Origin of the sequence: Polynucleobacter sp. HIN6, assembly GCF_030297575.1 — a bacterium.
Classification (GTDB): Bacteria; Pseudomonadota; Gammaproteobacteria; order Burkholderiales; family Burkholderiaceae; genus Polynucleobacter.
In genome coordinates, this window is record NZ_AP028137.1 from 1,568,288 (window position 1) to 1,591,336 (window position 23,049).

Sequence of the window (23,049 nt, forward strand, 5' to 3'; positions counted from 1 at the left end):
AAGAGAGCACATCATGTCAAACTTCACAGCCATTTCTTATCTTGTTTCGTCCGTGCTATTTATTTTGGCACTCAAAGGACTCTCATCCCCAACCACCTCGCGCCAAGGCAATGTCTATGGCATGGTTGGGATGGCACTTGCAGTTATTACTACCTTCCTCATTCCAAGCTTTAAGCCGGTTTATTGGTTAATTGGGGGAGCAATCATCGCGGGCGCCATCATTGGTTCGATTGCAGCACAACGCGTGCAAATGACCAAGATGCCCGAGCTAGTTGCATTAATGCACTCCTTTGTTGGTTTATCAGCGGTGTTAATTGCGATTGCTGCGGTCTTTAATCCCGCCCAAGCCCATAGCGGGGCTCAGAAGATTGAGTTGTTTATTGGCGCCTTTATTGGTGCGATTACCTTCACCGCATCCGTCATTGCCTTCGGAAAACTCTCCGGCAAGGTCAGCGGTAAACCAGTGAGCTTTTCAGGACAGCATTTGCTCAACTTGATCATGGCGATCTTGATGGTCGCTGCTGGCGTTGCATACTTCCTCACCGATAGTCACGCCGCATTCTTGATCATGTGTGCAATTGCCCTAGTGCTCGGTATCACCTTGATTATTCCGATTGGTGGCGCTGATATGCCAGTAGTGGTATCGATGCTCAACAGCTACTCTGGCTGGGCAGCAGCTGGTATTGGCTTCACCCTCAACAACCCAGTGTTAATCATTGCGGGTGCTTGCGTTGGATCCTCGGGTGCGATTCTGTCCTACATTATGTGTAAGGCAATGAACCGCTCAATTACCGCTGTTTTGCTCGGTGGTTTTGGTGCGGAAGCTGCTGCAGGTGGTGACGATGGTGGTCCCAAAAACTACAAAACAGGTTCTGCAGAGGATGCCGCCTTCTTGATGACCAATGCTGATACGGTGATCATTGTTCCTGGCTACGGTCTTGCAGTAGCGCGTGCTCAGCATGCCCTTAAAGAGCTCACCGAGAAGTTAATTCATCATGGTGTTACTGTGAAGTACGCGATCCACCCTGTTGCCGGTCGTATGCCAGGCCACATGAACGTACTATTAGCCGAGGCGGAAGTTCCTTACGATCAAGTGTTTGAGATGGAAGACATTAACAGCGACTTTGGCCAGGCAGATGTGGTTCTTGTTTTGGGCGCCAATGACGTAGTAAATCCCGCAGCACGCACGCCCGGCAGCCCCATCTTCGGTATGCCCATTTTGGAAGCGTTCAAAGCCAAAACCATCATCGTCAACAAGCGCTCGATGGCAGCTGGCTACGCTGGCCTCGACAACGAACTCTTCTACATGGACAAAACCATGATGGTCTTTGGTGATGCCAAGAAGGTGGTTGAGGATATGGTCAAAGCGGTGGATTGATCAAATCAGTCGGTAATGAAAAGGCAGCCTAGGCTGCCTTTTTTTATCGAAAGCCCAAATGATCTTTATCGGTCCGCTCTTGTCCGTCCACAAATAATTTTTTACACAAACCAGCACCACTACTATTTGGCTTCTTGCTGGCTTCCTTTTGCATCTTAAACATCGCCTCAAAACAATCACGGCGATGATCGTATTGACTGATAACGGTTTTGACTTCCTTACCCTTATAAAAATAAGTGAAATCAAGCGTCCAATACTGGTCTCCTAAAACGATTGGATCTCCCTTTTTAAGAACGATCGGTTCTTGCTGCTTCACAGGAGAGGTACACCCAGATAAGAGCAAGATGCATATGATCCATAGAATTTTATTCACCGATCTCACTTAGTAATTTTTTATCTACAAGAGCTCATCGTAACTAAAATTGATGCAAATAAAAAGGGCAGCCAAGGCTGCCCTTTAGTTTGGACCGAAGTCTTAATTACATCATTCCGTCCATACCACCCATGCCACCCATACCACCCATACCGCCTGGCATACCGCCGCCAGCAGCTTCCTCTTTTGGAGATTCTGCAATTGCGCAGTCGGTGGTCAGTAATAGTGCAGCAACAGATGCGGCATTAACTAACGCGGTCTTTGTAACCTTGGTTGGGTCAATCACGCCTTGAGCAACTAAGTCACCATACTCGCCCGTGGCAGCGTTGTAACCATGATTACCTTTACCAGCGGCAACTGAATTCACTACTACGCTAGCCTCATCACCTGCATTGGAAACGATGATACGTAGTGGCTCTTCCATTGCGCGCAACACAATGCTAATACCAGCGTTTTGATCAGGATTATCGCCCTTGAGACCAGCAATGCCCTGCTTTGCACGAATCAGCGCAACGCCGCCGCCAGGAACAATGCCCTCTTCAACGGCTGCACGGGTCGCATGTAATGCATCATCAACACGTGCTTTTTTCTCTTTCATTTCGACTTCGGTTGCAGCACCAACGCGGATTACAGCAACGCCGCCTGCCAACTTAGCAACACGCTCTTGTAGTTTCTCGCGGTCATAGTCGCTGGTGGCTTCGTCGATCTGAACGCGAATGTTCTTAACGCGGGCTTCAATCGATTTCGCATCGCCTGCACCATCAATAATGGTGGTGTTCTCTTTGCCAATCTCAACACGCTTGGCTTGCCCAAGATGCTCAAGAGTGGTCTTCTCGAGTGTTAGACCAACTTCCTCAGCAATCACTTGGCCACCGGTCAAGATTGCAATATCTTCCAACATCGCTTTACGACGATCACCAAAACCAGGTGCCTTCACAGCACAAGTTTTTAGGATACCGCGGATGTTGTTCACTACTAGGGTTGCCAAGGCTTCGCCTTCAACATCTTCAGCAACAATCATCAATGGGCGACCTGATTTAGCCACTTGCTCGAGAACTGGCAAGAGATCACGGATATTGCTGATCTTCTTATCAAACAAGAGAATATAAGGGTTCTCCAACACAGCGGTTTGCTTCTCAGGCTGATTAATGAAGTATGGGGACAAGTAGCCACGGTCAAACTGCATACCCTCTACTACTTCTAATTCGTCTTCAAGAGACTTACCATCTTCGACGGTAATCACACCCTCTTTACCAACCTTCTCCATTGCTTCAGCGATACGCTTACCAATGCTCTCATCGCTATTCGCTGAAATCGAACCAACTTGTGCAATCTCTTTGGTGGTGGTGCAAGGCTTGCTGATTTTTTTGAGCTCTTCAATCGCAGCGCTTACCGCTTTATCAATACCGCGCTTGAGATCCATGGGATTATGACCAGCAACTACATACTTCATACCTTCACGCACAATTGACTGAGCTAGTACAGTAGCGGTTGTCGTGCCGTCACCTGCGATATCAGCGGTCTTCGAAGCAACCTCCTTGACCATCTGAGCACCCATGTTCTGGAGCTTATCTTTGAGCTCGATTTCTTTAGCCACTGAAACACCGTCTTTGGTGATGGTTGGGCCGCCAAATGAGCGCTCGATCACTACATTACGGCCTTTGGGTCCAAGAGTTACCTTGACTGCATTTGCGAGGATATTCACACCCTCAACCATCTTGACGCGGGCGTTATCGCCAAACACTACATCTTTTGCTGCCATGATTAAATTCCTTTCTAGTTGCCTAATTACTTCTGAACAACGGCCATGATGTCTTCTTCACGCATGACAAGAAGCTCGTCGCCATCAACTTTTACGGTTTGACCCGCATACTTTCCAAATAGAACGCGATCGCCAACTTTGACATCGGGGGCATTTAATTTGCCACTGTCATCACGCTTACCGGGGCCAACGGCCAATACCTCGCCCTGATCAGGCTTTTCTGCTGCGTTATCTGGAATCACGATTCCAGAGGCGGTTTTTGTTTCTTGATCTAAGCGCTTAATAATCACGCGATCGTGTAAAGGACGTAGATTCATTCCCTCTCCTATGTTAGTAAGTATTAACTAATAAAATATGCTGCCTTATTATCTCTGCACATTGAGTTAAATATATGATTTATATAAATATTTTCAATAAAATGAAATAATTTATAATCATTATTAGCACTCTAGTGTAGTGAGTGCTGATTATATAGGTGTTCATTCGCTGTTTTCAAGAGCCCGCTCCTTCAACGCAATATGGGTTTTGGATGATGCCTTCCATAGCTAGGCAGGCGTAGGAAATTTCTTACACATAAATCATCTTTATGCCCTTACTTAAAACGGTTGGCATGCATAGACTCATTGATATTCGATTGGAGAAAAGCATGAGCCCTAAATCACGGCTTTATAACTTGGTGATGGCATGGAAGAACAAGCCCTTCCGTGAATTGCGTGACATTGAACAGCCATATTGGGAAAGCCCGAGAGATCAAGAAGAATTTGCTCATCCCACCCCAAAAAACTCCGTTAATGAATTCGTCTATCGGGGGATTGATTTTGAACCCATCTTCAATCGCTCCGGAAGTGCCTTAAAGGGGGTTTTATTTCGACCCCTGTTGACGGCAAGCTCATCCGAGGTCTTGCGCTTTTGCATGGAAGGAATTGATGCTATTCATTACTGGCAATGCAGCAATCGCATCATCCCTCTCATTCTTCCAATCAATGTATCTGATCTAAGGATTGCATCATGTGTTGATGGACTATGCGATCTGATCTTAAATTCAAGGCTACCCATCGGCCTAATTAATATTGGCTTTACAAATCACCAAGCCATCGATAACGAATTAAGTGCTGCCATCACAAAGCTAAGGCGCTTGGGCGTGCTATTTCATGCTCTTCAGTTTGATGGCAACCCAAATACGATCAAATTAATTAGCCAGTTTCAGTTTGAGGCTGTTCATTTCGATGCGTCGCACATCCGCGAGACGAACTCTTCGGCTAGCGCCCAACTAATTGACCAAATCCACTTATTTAAGAAGTGGTCCTGCAAAACTTACTTCAGTAACGTGACTTTTGTCCGTGATAACGAACTTGCCTATCAACTCGGTATCGATTATTGCTATGGCAGCCTCATGCTTTCACCTGTCAATCGACATCAAATTATTCATATTCAAGATAGTCGTATTGGTAAAGCACTTTTTTCTATTCAAACATCAAAATAACTTTAACCACAAGGAGACCTGTAATGCGTAATAAAGTGATGTTGATTGATGATCATCCTGCCATGTTAATGGCATTGAAGTCCATGCTGTTAAACCAAGTGCCATTTGAAGTGGTGGCCCAAGCCCAAAGCGGCGAAGAATGCCTCAGTGTTTTAAAAAATGTGCAGCCCGATATTGTGATTTTGGATTTGGATATGCCCAAAACCGATGGCTTTGATGTTATCCGGAAGATTGGGATCTCTTACCCCAATATCCGTATCCTAATCCTATCGAGCCTCGACGAGCAGGTCTATGGAGGAAGAGTGCGCTCCTTAGGCGCCCATGGCTTTGTGAACAAAACAGCTAGCGCCAATATTATTCTGGCAGCCTGCGTTGCCGTTTCACAAGGCTACACCTTCTTCTCAACAGGTCGTAACGGCCATGCAGCCCTATCCGATAGCGAGAAGATGGCGTCTATTTCTGATCGAGAATTACAAGTCATGAAATACCTGGGTAAAGGAAGATCCAATGCAGAAATATCGGACCACCTCAATATCAGCAGCAAAACGGTTGCAACTTACAAGCATCGTTTATTTGATAAGTTAGGGATTTCCAATATCGCTGATCTGGTTCTCTTTTGCCGCAATAACCACATTATTGAAGGCTAAGATTGGGACGAAGCGCGATGCATTCTTTGTTAGGGTGGCTATTCGGTCTAAGCATCGCGCTTTGCTTCCAATACGCTCACGCCCAAGGAGGCTTTCCCCAATTTACCCAAGCAGAACAAGAATGGATCAAAGCCCATCCAATCGTTCAATTTAGCATTCATGAGAAGTATCGCCCCTACTGGGATGGCGGCATTTATCCCAAACTACTATCAAAGTTAAAAGATTGTTCAGGCCTCGAATTTTCACCAAAGTGGCGTAGCTCTGATGAAGCTGGCATTCATCAAATTCGTAATGGCGAAGTAAGTCTTGTGATTGATCCCAATCAGAAACTGGAATCGGCGCTTCTTGGCCGACTTACAGAACCAATCTTTTGGGGACAGGATGTGATGATAGCAACGCAATCGAATAGCACGTCTTCATTAAATCCCACAGTTGAAAAGACCATCTTTTTTGATCGTGGCTATGACTTTACAGGGCCAATGAATCAAGCGCGCCTTATTAATTCACCAGAATTAATTGCTAAAGAGTTATTAACAGGAGAGGCGCACTTTGCTGTGATGCCGTTACGCTTGGCAATGCATCTTAGCGAACAACTCAATCTTCAAAAAATACAAATTCGGCCTTTAGGTCATAAGCCATTTGCCTATCGATGGCTGATCGCAGACCAAGATCGCATCCTGCACTCGATTGTTCAAAAATCATTGCACGAAGCAGACCCCATCTTTATGGGTGAGCTATTAGCGATTCCATCCTTAGCGCCAAATCGATCGGGATATCTGGCAAATTGGCTCTGGTTTGGCATGGCCGGCTCCTTTGCATTAATTGCATTTTTGATTGGGCACCATATTTGGCAACGTAAGAAGCAATTCCGAACGGAATCCGACCTATTAAACATTGCTCAAGAAGCTAAAGATGCCAGCGATGCTAAATCCGCATTCTTGGCTACCGTTAGCCATGAAATTCGCACGCCAATGAATGCGGTCATTGGTGCTCAGGAACTATTACTGAAGAATAGCTCATTGAACCCACATCAACGCGAGTTATTGCAAAGTGCCCACACGTCCGCGGCTTCTTTATTGGGAATGCTCAATCAAGTACTCGACATGGCCAAAATTGAAGCGGGAAAATTTACGGTCGAGCATGAGCCAGTTGATTTAAAGCAAATTCTCTCTGAAATTAATCAAACCTTCTTTGGGTATGCCAAGAACAAAGGACTTCACCTTGCTAGCTTTATTGATCCAAATATTGCCGATGTATTACTGCTCGATCCCTTACGGATTCGTCAAATTCTTCACAATCTTCTCAGTAATGCTATTAAATTTACGGAGCAAGGTCTCGTGTTTTTTGAAGTTCGGATATTGGCCAATGACCATGCAGGCCAATTATTAGAGTTTCGGGTGATTGACCAAGGTATTGGCATGGCCAAAGAAGATATTGAGCGGGTGCAGATGCCGTTTGAACAAATTCGCTCTCACCTGTCAACGAGCAGCGAGTCGGGCTCAAGTACCGGGCTTGGGCTCAGCATTACCAATCATCTCATTGGGTTAATGCAAAGCCAATTAATTATTGAGAGCGCACCTAATTTAGGAACGAGTATTCATTTTGTTGTTGCATTTTCTAGAACCTGTCACCCGATTGAGAATGATCAACGCTCTCTAAATTCATCAGGCCATCCTTTGCTTAAAAATAGTCGAGCGCTAATTGTCGAGGATCATCCTGCTAGCCGACAAATTCTTTATTTGCAATTACAAAGCCTTGGTGTTCATGTTGACCAATGTGCCAACGCTAGGGAGGCCCTCGAATATCTTCATGAGGATGTCTATGACATGATTCTCACGGATCACTCAATGCCCGGAATGCATGGTACCGATTTGGCTCGCATGATTCGCTCGATGGGTTATCACGATATTGTGATTATTGGTATTACAGCCGATATCTATGCCCAGACTTCGCAAGACAAACTAATTCAATCGGGTATGAATGGTGTTCTGATTAAACCAATCCGCCTAGAATGCCTTCAGTCTGAATTACTGAAACACTTACATCCGCGCCCCACGAAAGCAGCCATCAAACCTTCAGATGCGTCTTTGCAGATGAATGATTTGATTCTGGAGGAAGTTTATAAAGTTCAACTTGAAACGCTGGAGATGCTCAAAGAGAGAGTTGATCGTAGCTTACTCATGAGCTTGATTCATAAAATCAAGGGGGGCGCACTACTCAGCGAAGATCAATTACTCTATGACCAATGCGTTCATTTGGAAAAATCAGATGCTGAGCTGGAGGTACTGCAGCAATCATTCCGAGAAAGCCTCACCACTAGTAATCATCGCCTAGACAAACAGATCAACGCACCCGGCTAATCCAAATAAATTCATCTGCTCATCTAGGTCTTTTTGTATCAGAGTTAGCGTTTATTCACTGCATCCTTAAAGGACTTACCAGCAGAAAATTTGACTGTTTTTGAGGCTGCAATCTTAATCGCTTCACCAGTTTTTGGGTTACGCCCCATGCGGGCTGCGCGCGAACCCAAGGAAAAGCTTCCAAAGCCCACTAATTGCATGGTATTGCCCTTGGCAACACTCGCCTTGATCGCATCGAGAGCTAAATTAAGCACCTCCTCCGCTTTGGTTTTGCTTAAATCCGCTCCATCTGCAATCACATCCACTAAGTCTGCTTTTGTCATGATCAATTTCCTTTAATAGGGTGTTGTTTATCGAGAAGCGGATTGCCATTCATTGGCTAAACTGGATCTCCACGTTTATCCTAGCAAAGATATGCAGAAAATCTGTAAATACTTTTAGACAAAGTAAAAAAATAATGAAATTTATGAACTTTAGTGGGCTAAGTTGTATTTTTTTAACTCGAAATCTAGGGTTAGTACTAGCACTTTTCTGCTTCGCCCCTTTTCTTGGTCATGATGCTGCAGCCCAATCTACCCTTCCCACTGGCGTTGAGCAGGCAATTAAACGTAGTGGCATTCCGAAAGATTCGATCAGCATTGCGGTTAGCGAAATTCCATCGGCAGCCAATCCAAAGCTAAACTCACCTTCGATTATTCGTTGGCGTGATGAGGTTGCCATGAATCCAGCCTCCACGATTAAATTACTCACCACCTTGGTTGCCCTGGATATTTTGGGGCCAAAGTACCGATGGAAAACGGAGCTCTTCACCGATGGTGCGATCAAAAATGGGACCTTAAAAGGTAATATCTATTTTGTGGGCCACGGTGATCCGAAATGGATCCCAGAAGAGCTTGATCGCCTAACAAAACAATTGCGAGCTCTTGGCATCCAACGCATTGATGGAAATTTGGTTTTTGATCGAAGTGCGTACGCTAAACAAGTGATGGAAGAGATCACGATTGATGGTGAAACCTTGCGTGCCTATAACGTTCCCCCAGATCCTTTGTTGTATGCCTTTCGCACCCTCTCCTTTCAGATTAATCCGAATAAAAATGGTGACGGCTTTCAGATTAGTTATACCCCGAAGTTAGCCCGCCTCTCAATTCAAAATGACATTATGACGAGCTCGGCTCCATGTGATGGGGCAAAGCGTAATCTTCGGCTGGAGATGGTTCCCAATCCATTAGAGATTGCAAACTCTCAAGTGAAGAATAAATCGGCAATTCAGTGGCAAGCTATTTTTTCTGGCGAACTACCTCAGAACTGTCGCGGGGTTACATTCAATGTGGTCAAGTTCGATCCCGATACCTTCCTAACTCTAGGATTTACAGCAGCGTGGGAAGAGGCGGGAGGGCTATGGGTTCGACCACCTCGTGGTCAAGCTGGATCAGTCCCTGTCTATGCCCGCCCTCTATTGAGTATTGAAGGCTTAAGTCTTTTGGAGGCTGCTGAGGATATTAATAAGTTCTCAAACAATGTAATGGCCCGACAAGTTTTTTTGACCCTCGCCCTTGAAAAAATTGGGAAGCCTGCTGATATTGAATCAGCAAAAGGTGTAGTCCAAGCTTGGCTGAATCAGCGCGGATTGGATTTTCCGGAACTCGTGATTGAGAATGGTTCGGGCTTATCCCGTAACGAAGCAATCTCTGCACGCAATCTGAATAGCCTCTTGATTTCGGCTCAAAACTTACCGATTGCCGAGACCTTTGCTGCCACCTTGCCAGCCGCAGGATCCGAGGGAACCATGCGAAACCGCTTGATTACTCAATTGCGTAAATTTTTACACCTCAAGAAAAAGCCAGAGGCCCGCATCAAAACAGGTTCTCTAAACAATGTACGCACCATCTCAGGTTATGTCTATAGCAAATCAGGTCGGATCTATGCAGTGACCTCGTTCATCAATGACCCCAAAGCCAATCGAGGCCAAGAGGTTCACGATCAATTACTTACATGGTTATTGGAGGACGGGCCAGATCCAAAAGATGCGCGCTGAAGCCGATCACGTACCGCATCCCACGCCTCAGTCTTTGGAGGGCTTGGAATCAAAATACCCTGATATTGGCCTTGATCAAGATCTCTTAAGAGGCGATAGAGTTGCTTTGCAACTAATGCGGGATCCATCGCAAGTGCTATAAAAGTTAGATTATTCAAATAGGCTTTGAGTAGAGCCTCATAGGCTGAATGCTCCTGCTCCCAAACAAGCACAGCAAATTTAGCATCAGGCGCTTCATGAATCAAGGAATCGAGTTGCGATGCTAGGTCAGAAGCTGAATATAAATACAGAGGGGTATGGGGCGCGTAATGAGCCAGATGGGTGCCCGATACTCGGGGCTGGTTTACAGTATTTCCGGAACTCACCACATCAATTCCGGTGCTTGCCTTAATCATGGATGGGCTAATTGATCCTGGGCGAAGTAATTTAGGCGACCCTTCGCCAGAAACATCCAAAATGGTTGACTCTATCCCATGCTCACAAGGGCCGCCATCCAAAATCAATAGATCTGGATTATTTGGAAACTCAGCCTCAACGTCGGCCGCTGAGGTTGGTGAAATACGTCCATAACGATTAGCTGATGGTGCAGCAATGCCGCCTCCAAAACGATGTAATAGCTCTTGGGTCAATGGATGAGCCGGTGAACGAATCGCCACGGTGGTCTGTCCTCCGGTCACAGAATCCAAAACCGATCTACTTTTTTCAAAAACCAAGGTCAGAGGCCCCGGCCAAAAGTGCTTGATCAAAATCAGTGCGCTCTCTGGAATATGCCGTGTCCAGGGACTTAAGATGGTCAACCACTCTTGTTCAATATCTTTACTGCCACTTGGTGGTGCCTGAACATGAACAATCAAAGGATGATCGGCAGGCCTTCCCTTAAGTTGGTAAATTTTTTGGATTGCATCGCGATTACTCGCATCAGCACCTAAACCATATACGGTCTCGGTGGGAATGGCTACGAGCTTCCCGGTCCGAATTGCATCTAGAGCACAATCGATTAAGGACGAATTTGGCTTGGTCATTACCAAATTTAAGGATCAATCCCCAAATGAGTGGCAACTTCCGCACACGCTTGCTTTGCTTCCTCAATGGTATGACCTAAGCAATTAATATGACCCATTTTGCGCCCAGGCTTGGGACTTGCTTTGCCATACAAATGCAATTTAGCACTGGGATGATCGAGTACTCGATTCCAGGCAGGCTCTTGCATTGTTCCAGAAACAAACCATGCATCCCCCAAAATATTGAGCATGGAGACATTGGTTAGCAGCCGCACATCCCCTAAGGGCAGGCGCGCCATAGCTCGCACTTGTTGCTCAAATTGACTGGTTACACAAGCGTCCATGGTGTAATGCCCCGAATTATGGGGCCTTGGCGCAATCTCGTTCGCGATCACGGTTTGATCGTCTAACACAAAGTATTCCACGCACAAAACGCCGACATAGCCCATTTCTTCGGCAATTAACTGACTCGCATGAATGATTTTTGGTACTAAGCTCGCCAGAAGAGATGGGGATGGAACGGTACTGGTATGCAAAATCCCGTTTCGATGAACGTTCTCCGAAATCGGATACGCAACGCATTGCCCATCGTGACCACGCACTACTAATGCCGAAACCTCAAATGCTAGCGGCATCCGTTTTTCAAGTACACAAGCCACGCTACCTAAATCGTGCCAAGCCTTCGCTAAATCATTGCGTTGATAGATAGTGACCTGTCCCTTGCCGTCATAACCCAAGCGCGCGGTCTTTAAGATCCCTGGAAATAAATGATCGGGCAGTTGTGCAAGATCACTTTCTGAACGAATCACTGCATGGGGAGCTGGGCCAATCCCAGAGAGGCGTTGGCATTGTTCTAAAAACTGCTTTTCCACAATTCGGTCTTGCGCAATCGAAACACAAGCGCCACGGGGAGCAACAAAGATTCCTTGTTCTTCAAAATAGTCTAAGGTCTTCGCAGGAACATTCTCAAACTCAGTGCTAATGGTTGCGCAAAGTGCTGCCATTTCTTGTAAAGCAGCTGCATCATCGTAATTAGCGCAAAGGTGCTTTTCTGCAACAGCGCCCCCCGGACTCAAGGGATCGGGATCCAAGACGCAAACCTTATAGCCTAGCGATTGCGCCTCGTGCACAAACATGCGTCCTAATTGACCGCCACCCAAAATACCAAGCCATGCCGGTGGAAGAATTGCGGATTGATGCTTCAAATTAGTACTATGCGATGAACTCATCATGCGTTCAGATTGGGTAACTTAAGGTAACTTCATTGCGCGGGCAGCTTCGGTTTGCTCCTCACGAAACGCATGCAATTTTTTTGCTAACCCTGGATCGGAATGCGCTAGCATGCCGACAATATGTAAGGCTGCGTTTGCTGCGCCAGCCTCGCCAATCGCAAACGTTGCTACCGGAATGCCTTTAGGCATCTGCGCAATAGAATATAAGGAATCCTCTCCTCGCAAATATTTACTGGGAACAGGCACGCCCCACACCGGCACAATCGTTTTAGATGCCAGCATTCCGGGCAAATGAGCTGCACCGCCTGCTCCAGCAATGATGGCTCTCAAGCCCCGTGCCTGCGCAGATTCAGCGTAAGCGAACATTTCATCGGGCATGCGATGGGCAGATAGAACTTGTTTTTCATAGGCAATCCCAAAATGTTCAAGCATCTGGACTGCGTGTTGCATCGTATCCCAATCGGAATTGGATCCCATTACCACGCCTACGATGACCGGACTCGTCATGAATACTCCAAGAATCTTAAATTTGTATTATCGCAGTCTTTAAAGGGGTCTAGGTCCCTATCACTGGGTTAGGCGCTGCCATGCCTCACGGTATTTTTCTGCCGTTTTACGAATAATCTCATCGGGTAAATGAGGGGCTGGCGCAGTCTTATTCCAAGCTTGGCCCTCAATCCTGACCGACTCAAGCCAATCGCGTAAAAATTGCTTATCAAATGAGGGTGGATTAGAGCCAACTTGATAGGTATCTGCGGGCCAAAATCGTGAAGAGTCGGCCGTTAGGATCTCATCCATCAATACTAACTGTCCTGCAGTATCTAATCCAAACTCAAATTTTGTATCCGCAATAATGATTCCGCGCCGACGTGCATAGTCTGCAGCCTCGGTATACAAACGAATACTGGTGTCCTTAATCTTTTTGGCTAACTCAACCCCAATTCGACGCTCGACCTCTGCATAAGAGATATTTTCATCGTGGTGACCCATCTCGGCTTTCGCTGCAGGAGTAAAAATGGGCTCTGGTAGTGCCTGTGCATTTTTCATTCCCTTGGGCAAGGCAATTCCACAAACTGAACCGGTCTCTTGATAGTCTTTCCAGCCACTACCCGCTAAATACCCCCTGACAACAGCCTCGACTAAGATTGGCGTCAAGCGCTTCGCAACCACAGCCCGACCACGCACTTGATCAATCTCAGATGGGTCAACTACAGTCGTTGGATCAATACCAGTCAGGTGATTTGGAATGACGTGGGCCAAATGAGAAAACCAAAAATTACTCATTTGATTGAGCACAACACCCTTTTCAGGGATAGCCTCTTGCATCACCACATCGAACGCGGAGATACGATCACTCGTAATCATCAATAAATGATCCTGATCGATCGCATAGACATCGCGAACCTTACCTCGCGACACTAATGGCAGCGAGGAAATCGAAGTGGTGTGTAAGGCATTCATGATTAACGAACTTTAATAATTTTCAGAGTATTGGTTCCGCCTGGCTGATCCATGGGCTCACCAATCGTTAAAACAATCGTGTCACCTGATTTCACAACCCCTAACTTCTTTAAGCGCTCCTCAACCTGAAGTAAAGCCGCCTCTCGATCGACTCCCTTGCCGATACTAAAGGGTCTGACATTTCGATATGTACTTAAGGCACGCTGGGTTTCGACACGACTCGTTAGGGCAAATATGGGTACCCGAATATTATGTCGACTCATCCAAATCGGCGTTGAGCCGGAGTCAGTCAAAGCTGCAATTGCCGTGGCGTTGAGATGGTGAGCTGTAAAGAGTGCGCCGAGTGCAATGGCTTGATCGATTCGTTCAAAGCGCTGGTCCAAGAAATCCGTGTCCAAGTGGACCACTTCAGACTTCTCTGCTTCAATGCAAATCGCAGCCATCTGTTCAATCGTTTTCACCGGAAACTGACCGGTGGCTGATTCTGCTGAGAGCATCACTGCATCGGTGCCATCCAATACTGCATTCGCCACATCGCTCACCTCGGCGCGAGTGGGTACTGGAGCGCTAATCATCGACTCCATCATTTGGGTCGCAGTGATCGTAAATTTATTCGCATCTAAAGCCATCCGAATCATGCGCTTTTGCAATGCGGGTACTGCCGGATTCCCAACCTCAATTGCCAAATCACCACGCGCCACCATGATGCCATCGCTCTCATCAATAATGCTTTGCAGGGCTTCGGTAACAATCGCCTCAGCTCGCTCCACTTTAGCAATCAAGCGCGCTTTGCCTTTGCCATGCTTAGCGCTTGCTGCGTCCGCTAACTTGCGGGCGTAAGCCATATCGGCCCCATCCTTGGGAAAACTAATCGCCAAGAAATCAATCCCCATGGAAATCGCAGCATCTAAATCAGCAATGTCTTTCTCGGTAAGAGCCGGTGCTGTTAAGCCGCCGCCGGCACGATTAATGCCTTTGTTATTCGATAAAGGGCCGCCGCTCTCCACACGGGTGTAAATTTCTCCGCCCTTGACTTGGTCGACTACTAAGACAATCAAACCGTCATTTAATAAGAGTCGATCGCCCGCTTGAACATCATTCGGTAAGTTTTTGTAATCCAGTCCCACCCGTTCTTCATTGCCAAGCTCGCAGTTGACATCTAGGATGAAGCGGGCGCCCTCTTGAAGAATGACTTTTCCATTAGCAAACTTGCCCACCCGAATCTTCGGGCCCTGCAAATCAGCCATGATGCCCACTTCACGATCGAGCTCTTTGGATATCTGACGCACCAGGTCGTAACGCGCCCGATGGTCAGCGACAGTTCCGTGTGAAAAATTAAGACGAACCACATTGAGCCCCGCACGAATCATATCGCGCAAGACCTCGGGCTTCTCAGATGCCGGACCCAGCGTGGCAATAATTTTGGTAGCTCGTTGCATGATTACTCCTTCGCGCGCTCTGCAAGCACAGCAAATGCAGGCAGGGTTTTGCCCTCAAGAAACTCCAAGAACGCCCCGCCTCCGGTTGAAATGTAGTCGACTTGATTCTCGATACCGTACTTCGCAATAGCTGCTAAGGTATCCCCACCGCCCGCAATCGAGAATGCGGGTGAGTGGGCAATGGCTGCTGCAATCATTTTGGTGCCGCCTCCAAACTGATCGATTTCAAAAACGCCTAAAGGGCCATTCCAAACAATCGTGCCGGCATGCGCCAACATCATCGATAGTTGTGCAGCTGTTTTAGGACCAACATCCAAAATCATGTCGTCTGGCGCCACTTCGTCGACTGGCACCCGATTGGCTCTGGCTAAAGGTGATAACTCGTTGGCAACCACTACGTCCTCAGGAATGGGGACGCGCGCCCCGCGCTTTTCCATGAGCGTAATTATTTCTTTGGCTTCATTCACTAAATCTGGCTCAGCCAGTGACTTACCAATATTGATACCTTTAGCCAACAAAAAGGTGTTGGCAATCCCGCCACCAACAATTAATTCATCAACTTTCTCGGCGAGCGACTTCAGAATGGTTAATTTGGTTGATACCTTGGAGCCCGCCACAATAGCAACGAGTGGCCTTCTTGGTTCTGCTAAGGCCCGACTCAAAGCATCGAGCTCAGCAGCCATTAAGGGGCCAGCACACGCAACCTTGGCAAACCGGGCAATACCATGCGTCGTGGCTTCAGCACGATGCGCCGTGCCAAATGCATCATTGACATAGACATCGCATAAGGCAGCCATTTTTTTGGCTAATTCATCGGCATTCTTTTTCTCGCCCAGATTGACCCGACAGTTCTCCAAAAGAACCAGATCGCCCGGGTTCAGTTCAAAACCACCATCAACCCAATTACTAATTAATGGAACTTTGCGATTGAGGATCTCCGCAATGCGATGGGCAATTGGTGCCAAACTATCTTCGGCCTTAAACACTCCTTCGCTAGGCCGACCCAAATGAGAGGTCACCATCACCGCTGCTCCGCCATCCAGGCACATCTGAATCGCTGGGATCGATGCCCGAATCCGCGTATCTTCGGTAATGTTGCCAGCCTCATCTTGAGGGACGTTCAAATCAGCACGGATAAATACCCGTTTACCTTTGAGCTGACCAGATGCTGCGAGATCACTAAGGCGCTTTACATGAAGCAAGGTGGTGGACATAGACTATTAATTTTGGAGAAATTAGAGTATTTGAAGTGTGAGTTCCATTTTAGAGCCAGTAGCGCACCAAACTAAACACAGTCATACCCAAAATAAGGGTTGGCAGCATCTGTCGAGTCCAGAAGTACACCACAAAACCTGCTAATCCACCCCAAAGATTGGGGGATTTCCAGTCCATTTGGCTAATTTCGACTGCTCCTGGGGGTAAAAGCAGCTCAGGCGCAACAATCCCCACAATCGCAGCCAAGGGTGCATATCGAATCGCTCGCAGAACCAACTCGGGCACTTGAACGCGCGCGCCCAAGAATACAAAGAAAGCCCGAGTTAGAAGGGTCACGAGGGCCATCCCCCCAATCACCAAGGCGATCTCCAAAGCACCTAAGGAATCCGGCCTCATCGCATTGCCTTAGGTGAGCGGTCGGCCAAGACGCCAACTACGATCGCTGCCAAAATGGCAACCGTCAAATTCAGCTTGAGCGGCAAACTATAGGTCAGGATAGCGACAATCGCAGCAACAATCGCCGCCCAGCGGGCTGCTCGATGATCCAGCATTGGGACAATCACTGCAATTAAGGCCAAGGTCCCAGCAAATTCCATGCCCCAATCATCTGGGATTTGACTTGCGCCCAAAATGCCAAGAATTGAACCAGCTTGCCAAATACCCCAATTGCCGGTGGCAAGTCCATACATAAAGTGAGTGCGGTAATGCGAATCTTTTTTACGCTCGGTCACCGCTTGCACCTCGGGAAAACGGCTGGTGTACATCAAATACCCAAAATCCGCTGTGAAATACCCCAAGATGGCTCTGCGCCATGCGGGTAAATGCGAAAAGTGGGCTTGCACGCCAATGCTAAAAATCACAAAACGCAAGTTCACAATGAATGCAGTAATCAGAATCGTAAAGACAGAAAAACCGGCCCCAATCAGCGGAAGGGCGGCAAGCTGAGCGGAGCCCGCAAAGACGAATAAAGTCATCGCCAGTGCCTGCTCAGTGCTTAGGACCGATTTACCCATTGCCAAGCCGGTCACCACCCCCCAACTAAAGATGGCAAGAGCCGAGCGTGACATGGTTTTCAGTCCATCACGCCACGCCGATTGCTGTTGCTGGTTCCAGCCCAAGTAAGGCAATTTAGCAGTCAGGCGTGCGAAATCCATAGATGAACCGATTATAGAAAGCCTTGCTCATTGGGCGTCAGACCGGGCGATTCCTCTGCTCTACAATAAGGCTTTAGGGCTAAATTGCATAAATAATCCGCAAGCCCACCACAACATAAAGGTGCTAATGATGTCGATGTCTGACCGCGATGGAGTTATTTGGTTCGATGGCAAGATGGTCCCCTGGCGGGATGCCAATATTCATGTGCTAACGCATAGCCTTCACTACGGCATGGGCATCTTTGAGGGTATTCGTGCCTACAAGACCGAAAATGGCACGGCAGTGTTTCGCTTGGCCGAGCATGTCAAGCGCCTCTTTAATGGCCTAAAGATTTTCCAGATGAAAATCGATTACAGCGAAGAGCAAATTGCGCAAGCGATTCTTCAAGTGGTGCGCGATAACAAGTTGGCCTCGTGCTATATCCGCCCCATTATTTTCATTGGCTCAGAAAAATTAGGTATTTCGCCAACCGGCAATAAAGTACATACGGCAATTGCAGCATGGCAATGGGGCGCTTACCTTGGCGAAGATGGCATTAACAAAGGGATTCGGGTCAAAACCTCATCCTTTACCCGCCACTTCGTAAACTCCTCCTTAGTTCGCGCAAAAGCCTCTGGGTACTACATTAATTCCATCTTGGCGCATCAAGAAGTGGCTGCCAATGGCTACGATGAGGCCCTCCTACTAGATACCGAAGGCTATGTCTCTGAGGGTTCAGGCGAAAACATGTTCATGGTACGCAATGGTATCGTCTTCACCCCTGATCTCGCGTCCTGTCTTGATGGCATTACCCGAGACTCGATTATTCGTATTGCCAAAGATCTAGGATTTGAGGTTCGAGAAAAACGCATCACCCGTGATGAGGTGTATTCGGCCGATGAAGCCTTCTTTACCGGCACCGCAGCAGAAGTAACCCCAATTCGTGAACTGGATGACCGAACCATTGGCGATGGCAAACGCGGTCCGATCACCAAACAAATTCAGGATGTCTTTTTCGATACGGTATACGGTCGCAATGATCGCTACCGTGCTTGGTTAACCACTGTCTAAATTTAGATTGCTATGAGTGATTTAAACGAACTGAATGCGGTCATGGTTCACGGCAATGACTTGCCGCTGCATTGTCCAACCAAAGATACTCCAGCCTGGAACTATCACCCACGTGTTTTTCTGGATATTCTTGCTACCGGTCAGGTGAAATGTCCCTATTGCGGCACTGAATATCACTTGATTCCTGGTACCGAACCCCACGGCCACTGATATTGGCTCCAAACGGGGCTTCGCTATGCCACGCATCCTCGTTATCGCCCCACATTGGATTGGGGATGCGGTTATGTCCTTGCCGCTCATCACGCTCATTCAAACTAAGTTTCCTAATTCCAGTATTGATATTCTGTGCACTCCATGGGTAGGCCCTATCTATCGCGCCTGTCCTACAGTTGAAACAATCGTTGAGCGTGATTTTCAGCACGGCGCTCTGCAGTGGAGCCTACGACAATCAACCGCGCGTGAGCTCAAAAAACAAGGTTATGAGATGGCATTTGTGCTACCAAATAGCACGAAGTCAGCACTGATCCCGTGGCTCGCGGGCATCCCAAAACGGATTGGCTACCAAGGTGAGTTTCGCTTTGGCTTGATCAATGTTTCATTGCCCAATCCATCACGCCAAGCGCGTACGCCCATGATGGAGCACTATGCAAAGTTATTAGGTGGCGCGCTAGACCAAACGAACAATCTTCAAAATCTGCCATTACCAAAATTAAGTATTGATCCAACTCTTGCCCAATGGGGAAAGAATAAGATCGAAGAGATCGGCGGCGTACCTCTTTATGTATTTGCTCCTGGCGCCGAATACGGCTCTGCAAAACGCTGGCCAACAAGTCACTTTGCGCAGTTAGCGAACCAAATTTTGGAAGGCAACCCCGGCGCGAAGATTATTATTTTGGGAAGCCAAGCGGATCATGTACTTGGTCAAGAGATTGTGCAAGCTGCCAATCGATCTGATCGCATCCACAATTGGTGCGGCGCGATTCGCTTAGACCAATCGATGGCACTCATCGCACAATGCACATCCCTCATCAGTAACGACTCGGGTCTTATGCATATTGGCGCGGCTCTCTCGATTCCACAAATTGCTATTTTTGGTTCGAGCAATCCCAAGCACACGCCACCCTTATCCCCAAAAGCCCAAGTCATCTGGCTCGGATTAGACTGCAGCCCCTGCTATCAACGCACTTGCCCTCTTGGGCATCTCAATTGTTTAAATCAGATCGATTCGCAACGCGTCTACAGTATGCTTACACCATTAAAGGCTCAATAAATTACTTATGCCGCGCTTTGCACGACTTTTTCAAAATCCCGATGCAGTGATTGACGCCTGGCGCGAGACCTTGCGCCAAGGGGACGTCGAAGGAGCCCTTGCCTTATGGCTCGATGACGACTCAATTACTTGTGTGCTACCAGAAGGTAATCGCTTAAGCGGTCATGCAGAGATTCGTGCGGGGCTGGAACGCATGCTCGCCAGGCCTCTCTATTTAGAACCGATCGCTTGCATTGAACACATTACTGTGAGCGCTGCAGTATTTGATTCAACCGAGGCGGTTTATTTTAAGAATAACCAAATTGAAGCCGACTTCATGATCAATATCACCTTGGTCCTCATGCAAGACGGCAAAGGCTGGCGCATTGCCCATTTACATGCCAGTCGTTCTCACGATGATGACTTTGAGTTTCCAAGCGATCAGCACGAGCTGCACTAACTCTTTTTTTGCTCTCTTTGCTCTTCGCGGTATTGATTCTGAAACACGCGCAATCGCGCATCAATCACGGATCCCAGATAAAAATCATTGCCGGCGGCCGAACGTGCAATTTTGAGCTGCTCAATCGCCGATGGCCAAGCTCCTTCGGTGGCGAACTTCTCAGCAAGTGCGTAATGCCGTAAACCAATCTTTTTATCTTGGTCATACGCACGCGCCAATAAATCCCACCAGATGGTCTCATTCGGCTGTGCTTTAGTCTTCGCTCGCAATAGAGCAATAGCCTCATTAGCTCGACCCAAACGCAGTTCTGCATTGACCGTCGCCACGGCCGCAGAGAATGAGAACGGATCTGCCTTGGCCGCATTTTGGGCATACTGCAAGGCCTCCTCGGGCCTACCTCGCGCAAGCGCTAACTCAGATGCCGTGTAATCAAAGGATAAACTCTGACGCTGCACAGGCGAACCTGGTGCCAGGACATTTTGTGCCACGGCGCGAGCTTTTTGTAAAAAACCTTCAGCTTGATCAAAGCGTCCCTGACGCTGGGCAACCAAAGCTAAACCATAGAAACCTTCCATTTGCTTTTCTGGCGCAGTCTGCTTACTCAAACTCTCAAATAAATTACGCAGATCAAATAAGCCACTGGTACTCCCACTCTGCTCGATGCGAGCGCGGGCTTTAATGAGATAGAACTCGAGCGCACTGGGTACCCGATTTTGTGCAACCGTCCTTGCCCGGTCTTGCATATCGGCAATTCGATCGGTGGTTAAGGGATGGGTACGTAAATACCCAGGTACACCACTATCCATGATTCCATAAGCCTTTTGCAATCGTTGAAAGAATGCGGGTGCCCCATTCACATCGTAACCACTCGCTTGCAAGATCTGAAAACCAATTCGATCGGCCTCGCGCTCTGCATCCCGTGAATACGAGAGTTGATTTTGAATCGCAAGTGCTTGGCCACCCGTGATTAGGCCGGCAGCAGCGCCAGGATTACTAGCGGCTGCCAACGCACCCAGCACAATGCCGGCCAAGGCGATGATGGAATTAGTACCTTGACGCTCTAAAGAGCGCGCCAAGTGACGTTGCAATACATGGCCAATCTCGTGACCCATTACCGAAGCAACCTCTGAATCGGTCTCCGCAGTAATTAAGAGCCCCGTATGAAAACCGATAAATCCACCGGGCAATGCAAACGCATTAATCGATGGGTCCTTTACCGCAAATACCTCATAGTCGTATGCGGCACTGCCTTGGGCATTTGCTCCACCCAGTTGCAAGCGTCGCGCAGCTTGCATGAGGCGTCGCTCCATCGAGTTGAGGTAATCGTAGATGGGCCAATCATTGGAAAAATCCCGATCCCTACGAATCTCACGCATGATCTGCTCACCAATCTTGCGTTCATCTAAGGGGCTTAGAGCATCCCCACCAGGATCACCCATATCGGGCAACACCAAGACGGGTTGCGATTGCAAAGTATTTCGGGAGGGTAAATTGGCTGAGCGCGCTTCCGGTGACTGAATCACCCGCCCAAGGTTCTCCTTGGCTGCGTTGTCTTGGGTAACTGACACCCCTGGCTGCTGGGCGAAGGAGGAGACACTTAAGACCCCGCTCAAGTACAAAGCAACGATTCGTTTTACTTGCTTCCCCATGTCTATATGGTAAAACCTCTTGTATGAACAAACTAACGCATTTTGATTCCAGTGGCCAAGCGCATATGGTCGATGTTGGCGATAAAGCATCTACCCACCGGGTGGCCATTGCCACTGGCTGTATTCAAATGAATCCTAACACCTATGAACTGATCGAGTCGGGTGGTCATAAAAAGGGGGATGTACTTGGCATTGCCCGAATCGCCGGAATACAGGCAGCCAAGAAAACAGCTGATCTTATCCCCCTCTGCCACCCAATTGCACTCACCCATGTGAGCATTGAGTTCCGATCCGATCAATCCAGCCACACAATTTATTGTCAAGCCAGAGCCGAGACTACGGGGCCTACTGGTGTTGAAATGGAAGCACTCACCGCCACCCAAATCGCCCTACTCACAATCTATGACATGTGCAAAGCCGTGGACCGAGGTATGGTGATGAGCGATATTAAGTTGCTTGAAAAGAGCGGCGGCAAATCGGGGGATTGGAAGGCGAGCTAAGCGCCCGCCCCAACGAAACGATTACTTACCCACCCGGCACTCTGCCGGCAAGAGCTTAGCGGGTAAGTTGGTTTGTTCCGATCGGCAGGACCAGCCACCCGACCAAGTCACTAAATTACTTTGTGAGAGATCAATTGCTCGGGGTGAGGCTACATCTGGCTCATTGGTCGGAATCAAAATCAAACTATTTTTACCATCAGGCGCTACTGATGTTTGGTAATCAATGGCAATCGCCCCACTTGGCAAGATCTCAATCTCTTTCACGCTGCGCGTTGCGGTAAATGAAAAAGACTCTTGGGTCACTCGATCCATTGGGCTTGGTCCTTTGCTAGCGTATGCCTCGGTTACTGCCAATTTGGCGCTAGATGCCAGATTTAATCCTTCGACAACTCGCCCACGAGCTATGTAATCCTGATACTGTGGCACCGCAACGGCAACTAAGATGCCAATAATGGCCACAACGACCATGACTTCAATTAATGTGAATCCCCGTTGATCGTCTTTTACTTCTTGATGTGTATACATAAAAAATCCCCTCCTTGATGGACCTCTATCTTCGGACAGAAATCCATCGCAGAGGGGTTTATTGGTTGTCAGTAA

General features: G+C 47.8%; 24 protein-coding genes. 10 read left to right on the forward strand and 14 right to left on the reverse strand.

Annotation, left to right across the window (positions count from 1 at the left end):
* Window positions 1-13: 13 nt before the first annotated feature.
* Window positions 14-1,378 (forward strand): NAD(P)(+) transhydrogenase (Re/Si-specific) subunit beta, encoded by a 1,365-nt coding sequence (locus tag QUE66_RS07745; RefSeq protein ID WP_286223473.1) that lies wholly within the window; start codon window positions 14-16, stop codon window positions 1,376-1,378.
* Window positions 1,379-1,421: 43 nt separating this feature from the next.
* Here QUE66_RS07745 and QUE66_RS07750 read toward each other — a convergent pair whose 3' ends face one another.
* The 3 genes from QUE66_RS07750 to groES all read right to left on the reverse strand — a co-directional run bounded on the left by QUE66_RS07750 (window position 1,422) and on the right by groES (window position 3,830).
* Window positions 1,422-1,751, reverse strand: coding sequence for a hypothetical protein (locus QUE66_RS07750; protein ID WP_286223474.1), 330 nt, complete (start codon window positions 1,749-1,751; stop codon window positions 1,422-1,424).
* A gap of 106 nt (window positions 1,752-1,857) precedes the next feature.
* Window positions 1,858-3,513 (reverse strand): chaperonin GroEL, encoded by a 1,656-nt coding sequence (gene groL / locus QUE66_RS07755; RefSeq protein WP_286223475.1) that lies wholly within the window; start codon window positions 3,511-3,513, stop codon window positions 1,858-1,860.
* A gap of 26 nt (window positions 3,514-3,539) precedes the next feature.
* Entirely contained in the window at window positions 3,540-3,830 is a 291-nt protein-coding gene (gene groES / locus QUE66_RS07760) for a co-chaperone GroES (protein ID WP_108509006.1), read from the reverse strand.
* A gap of 329 nt (window positions 3,831-4,159) precedes the next feature.
* Between groES and QUE66_RS07765 the strand changes: the two genes are divergently transcribed.
* From QUE66_RS07765 to QUE66_RS07775, 3 genes are read left to right on the forward strand one after another with little or no spacing between them, the layout of a single operon-like run.
* Window positions 4,160-4,996, forward strand: a complete 837-nt coding sequence (locus QUE66_RS07765) for a diguanylate phosphodiesterase (RefSeq protein WP_286223476.1) — start codon at window positions 4,160-4,162, stop codon at window positions 4,994-4,996.
* A gap of 23 nt (window positions 4,997-5,019) precedes the next feature.
* The gene (locus QUE66_RS07770) at window positions 5,020-5,643 is read left to right on the forward strand and encodes a response regulator transcription factor (protein ID WP_286223477.1); all 624 of its coding nucleotides are present in this window, start codon (window positions 5,020-5,022) and stop codon (window positions 5,641-5,643) included.
* Between the two features lie 17 nt (window positions 5,644-5,660).
* A complete protein-coding gene (locus tag QUE66_RS07775; protein ID WP_286223478.1) occupies window positions 5,661-8,003 on the forward strand; it encodes a response regulator in 2,343 nt (780 codons plus the stop codon).
* Between the two features lie 44 nt (window positions 8,004-8,047).
* Here the strand turns inward: QUE66_RS07775 and QUE66_RS07780 are convergent, their stop codons facing one another.
* Window positions 8,048-8,326: an HU family DNA-binding protein gene (locus QUE66_RS07780; protein WP_108509010.1), complete on the reverse strand. Its 279-nt coding sequence runs from the start codon at window positions 8,324-8,326 to the stop codon at window positions 8,048-8,050.
* Between the two features lie 143 nt (window positions 8,327-8,469).
* Here QUE66_RS07780 and dacB point away from each other — a divergent pair, with 143 nt between their 5' ends.
* Window positions 8,470-10,038, forward strand: a complete 1,569-nt coding sequence (gene dacB, locus QUE66_RS07785) for a D-alanyl-D-alanine carboxypeptidase/D-alanyl-D-alanine endopeptidase (RefSeq protein ID WP_286223479.1) — start codon at window positions 8,470-8,472, stop codon at window positions 10,036-10,038.
* Here the strand turns inward: dacB and QUE66_RS07790 are convergent.
* The 8 genes from QUE66_RS07790 to QUE66_RS07825 all read right to left on the reverse strand — a co-directional run bounded on the left by QUE66_RS07790 (window position 9,984) and on the right by QUE66_RS07825 (window position 17,540).
* Complete coding sequence (locus tag QUE66_RS07790; RefSeq protein ID WP_286223480.1) at window positions 9,984-11,060, reverse strand: L-threonylcarbamoyladenylate synthase; 1,077 nt, start codon at window positions 11,058-11,060, stop codon at window positions 9,984-9,986. The genes dacB and QUE66_RS07790 overlap by 55 nt on opposite strands.
* Before the next feature lie 8 nt (window positions 11,061-11,068).
* Window positions 11,069-12,271 carry a 5-(carboxyamino)imidazole ribonucleotide synthase gene (locus QUE66_RS07795; RefSeq protein ID WP_286223481.1) on the reverse strand — a complete coding sequence of 401 codons (1,203 nt, stop codon included), beginning with the start codon at window positions 12,269-12,271 and terminating at the stop codon, window positions 11,069-11,071.
* 18 nt (window positions 12,272-12,289) lie between these two features.
* A complete protein-coding gene (gene purE, locus QUE66_RS07800; RefSeq protein WP_286223482.1) occupies window positions 12,290-12,778 on the reverse strand; it encodes a 5-(carboxyamino)imidazole ribonucleotide mutase in 489 nt (162 codons plus the stop codon).
* Between the two features lie 60 nt (window positions 12,779-12,838).
* Window positions 12,839-13,732 carry a phosphoribosylaminoimidazolesuccinocarboxamide synthase gene (locus QUE66_RS07805; protein WP_458574874.1) on the reverse strand — a complete coding sequence of 298 codons (894 nt, stop codon included), beginning with the start codon at window positions 13,730-13,732 and terminating at the stop codon, window positions 12,839-12,841.
* Window positions 13,733-13,734: 2 nt separating this feature from the next.
* The gene (gene pyk, locus QUE66_RS07810) at window positions 13,735-15,171 is read right to left on the reverse strand and encodes a pyruvate kinase (RefSeq protein ID WP_286223483.1); all 1,437 of its coding nucleotides are present in this window, start codon (window positions 15,169-15,171) and stop codon (window positions 13,735-13,737) included.
* 2 nt (window positions 15,172-15,173) lie between these two features.
* A complete protein-coding gene (locus QUE66_RS07815; protein ID WP_286224763.1) occupies window positions 15,174-16,373 on the reverse strand; it encodes a phosphoglycerate kinase in 1,200 nt (399 codons plus the stop codon).
* A gap of 61 nt (window positions 16,374-16,434) precedes the next feature.
* A complete protein-coding gene (locus tag QUE66_RS07820) occupies window positions 16,435-16,782 on the reverse strand; it encodes an AzlD domain-containing protein (protein ID WP_286223484.1) in 348 nt (115 codons plus the stop codon).
* Complete coding sequence (locus QUE66_RS07825) at window positions 16,779-17,540, reverse strand: AzlC family ABC transporter permease (RefSeq protein WP_286223485.1); 762 nt, start codon at window positions 17,538-17,540, stop codon at window positions 16,779-16,781. The genes QUE66_RS07820 and QUE66_RS07825 overlap by 4 nt, the downstream gene beginning before the upstream one ends.
* A gap of 130 nt (window positions 17,541-17,670) precedes the next feature.
* Here QUE66_RS07825 and QUE66_RS07830 point away from each other — a divergent pair, with 130 nt between their 5' ends.
* From QUE66_RS07830 to QUE66_RS07845, 4 genes are read left to right on the forward strand one after another with little or no spacing between them, the layout of a single operon-like run.
* Complete coding sequence (locus tag QUE66_RS07830) at window positions 17,671-18,591, forward strand: branched-chain amino acid transaminase (RefSeq protein WP_286224764.1); 921 nt, start codon at window positions 17,671-17,673, stop codon at window positions 18,589-18,591.
* Window positions 18,592-18,603: 12 nt separating this feature from the next.
* On the forward strand, window positions 18,604-18,801 hold the full coding sequence (locus QUE66_RS07835) for a zinc-finger domain-containing protein (RefSeq protein ID WP_286223486.1): 198 nt from the start codon (window positions 18,604-18,606) through the stop codon (window positions 18,799-18,801).
* Window positions 18,802-18,826: 25 nt separating this feature from the next.
* Window positions 18,827-19,861 carry a lipopolysaccharide heptosyltransferase II gene (gene waaF, locus QUE66_RS07840; RefSeq protein WP_286223487.1) on the forward strand — a complete coding sequence of 345 codons (1,035 nt, stop codon included), beginning with the start codon at window positions 18,827-18,829 and terminating at the stop codon, window positions 19,859-19,861.
* A gap of 7 nt (window positions 19,862-19,868) precedes the next feature.
* Complete coding sequence (locus QUE66_RS07845) at window positions 19,869-20,300, forward strand: nuclear transport factor 2 family protein (protein ID WP_286223488.1); 432 nt, start codon at window positions 19,869-19,871, stop codon at window positions 20,298-20,300.
* Here QUE66_RS07845 and QUE66_RS07850 read toward each other — a convergent pair.
* The gene (locus tag QUE66_RS07850) at window positions 20,297-21,949 is read right to left on the reverse strand and encodes a M48 family metalloprotease (RefSeq protein ID WP_286223489.1); all 1,653 of its coding nucleotides are present in this window, start codon (window positions 21,947-21,949) and stop codon (window positions 20,297-20,299) included. The two genes, QUE66_RS07845 and QUE66_RS07850, sit on opposite strands and share 4 nt — an antisense overlap.
* A gap of 23 nt (window positions 21,950-21,972) precedes the next feature.
* Between QUE66_RS07850 and moaC the strand changes: the two genes are divergently transcribed.
* Window positions 21,973-22,449 (forward strand): cyclic pyranopterin monophosphate synthase MoaC, encoded by a 477-nt coding sequence (moaC, locus tag QUE66_RS07855; RefSeq protein WP_286223490.1) that lies wholly within the window; start codon window positions 21,973-21,975, stop codon window positions 22,447-22,449.
* 21 nt (window positions 22,450-22,470) lie between these two features.
* Here moaC and QUE66_RS07860 read toward each other — a convergent pair whose 3' ends face one another.
* On the reverse strand, window positions 22,471-22,974 hold the full coding sequence (locus tag QUE66_RS07860; RefSeq protein ID WP_286223491.1) for a pilin: 504 nt from the start codon (window positions 22,972-22,974) through the stop codon (window positions 22,471-22,473).
* Window positions 22,975-23,049: the final 75 nt, after the last annotated feature.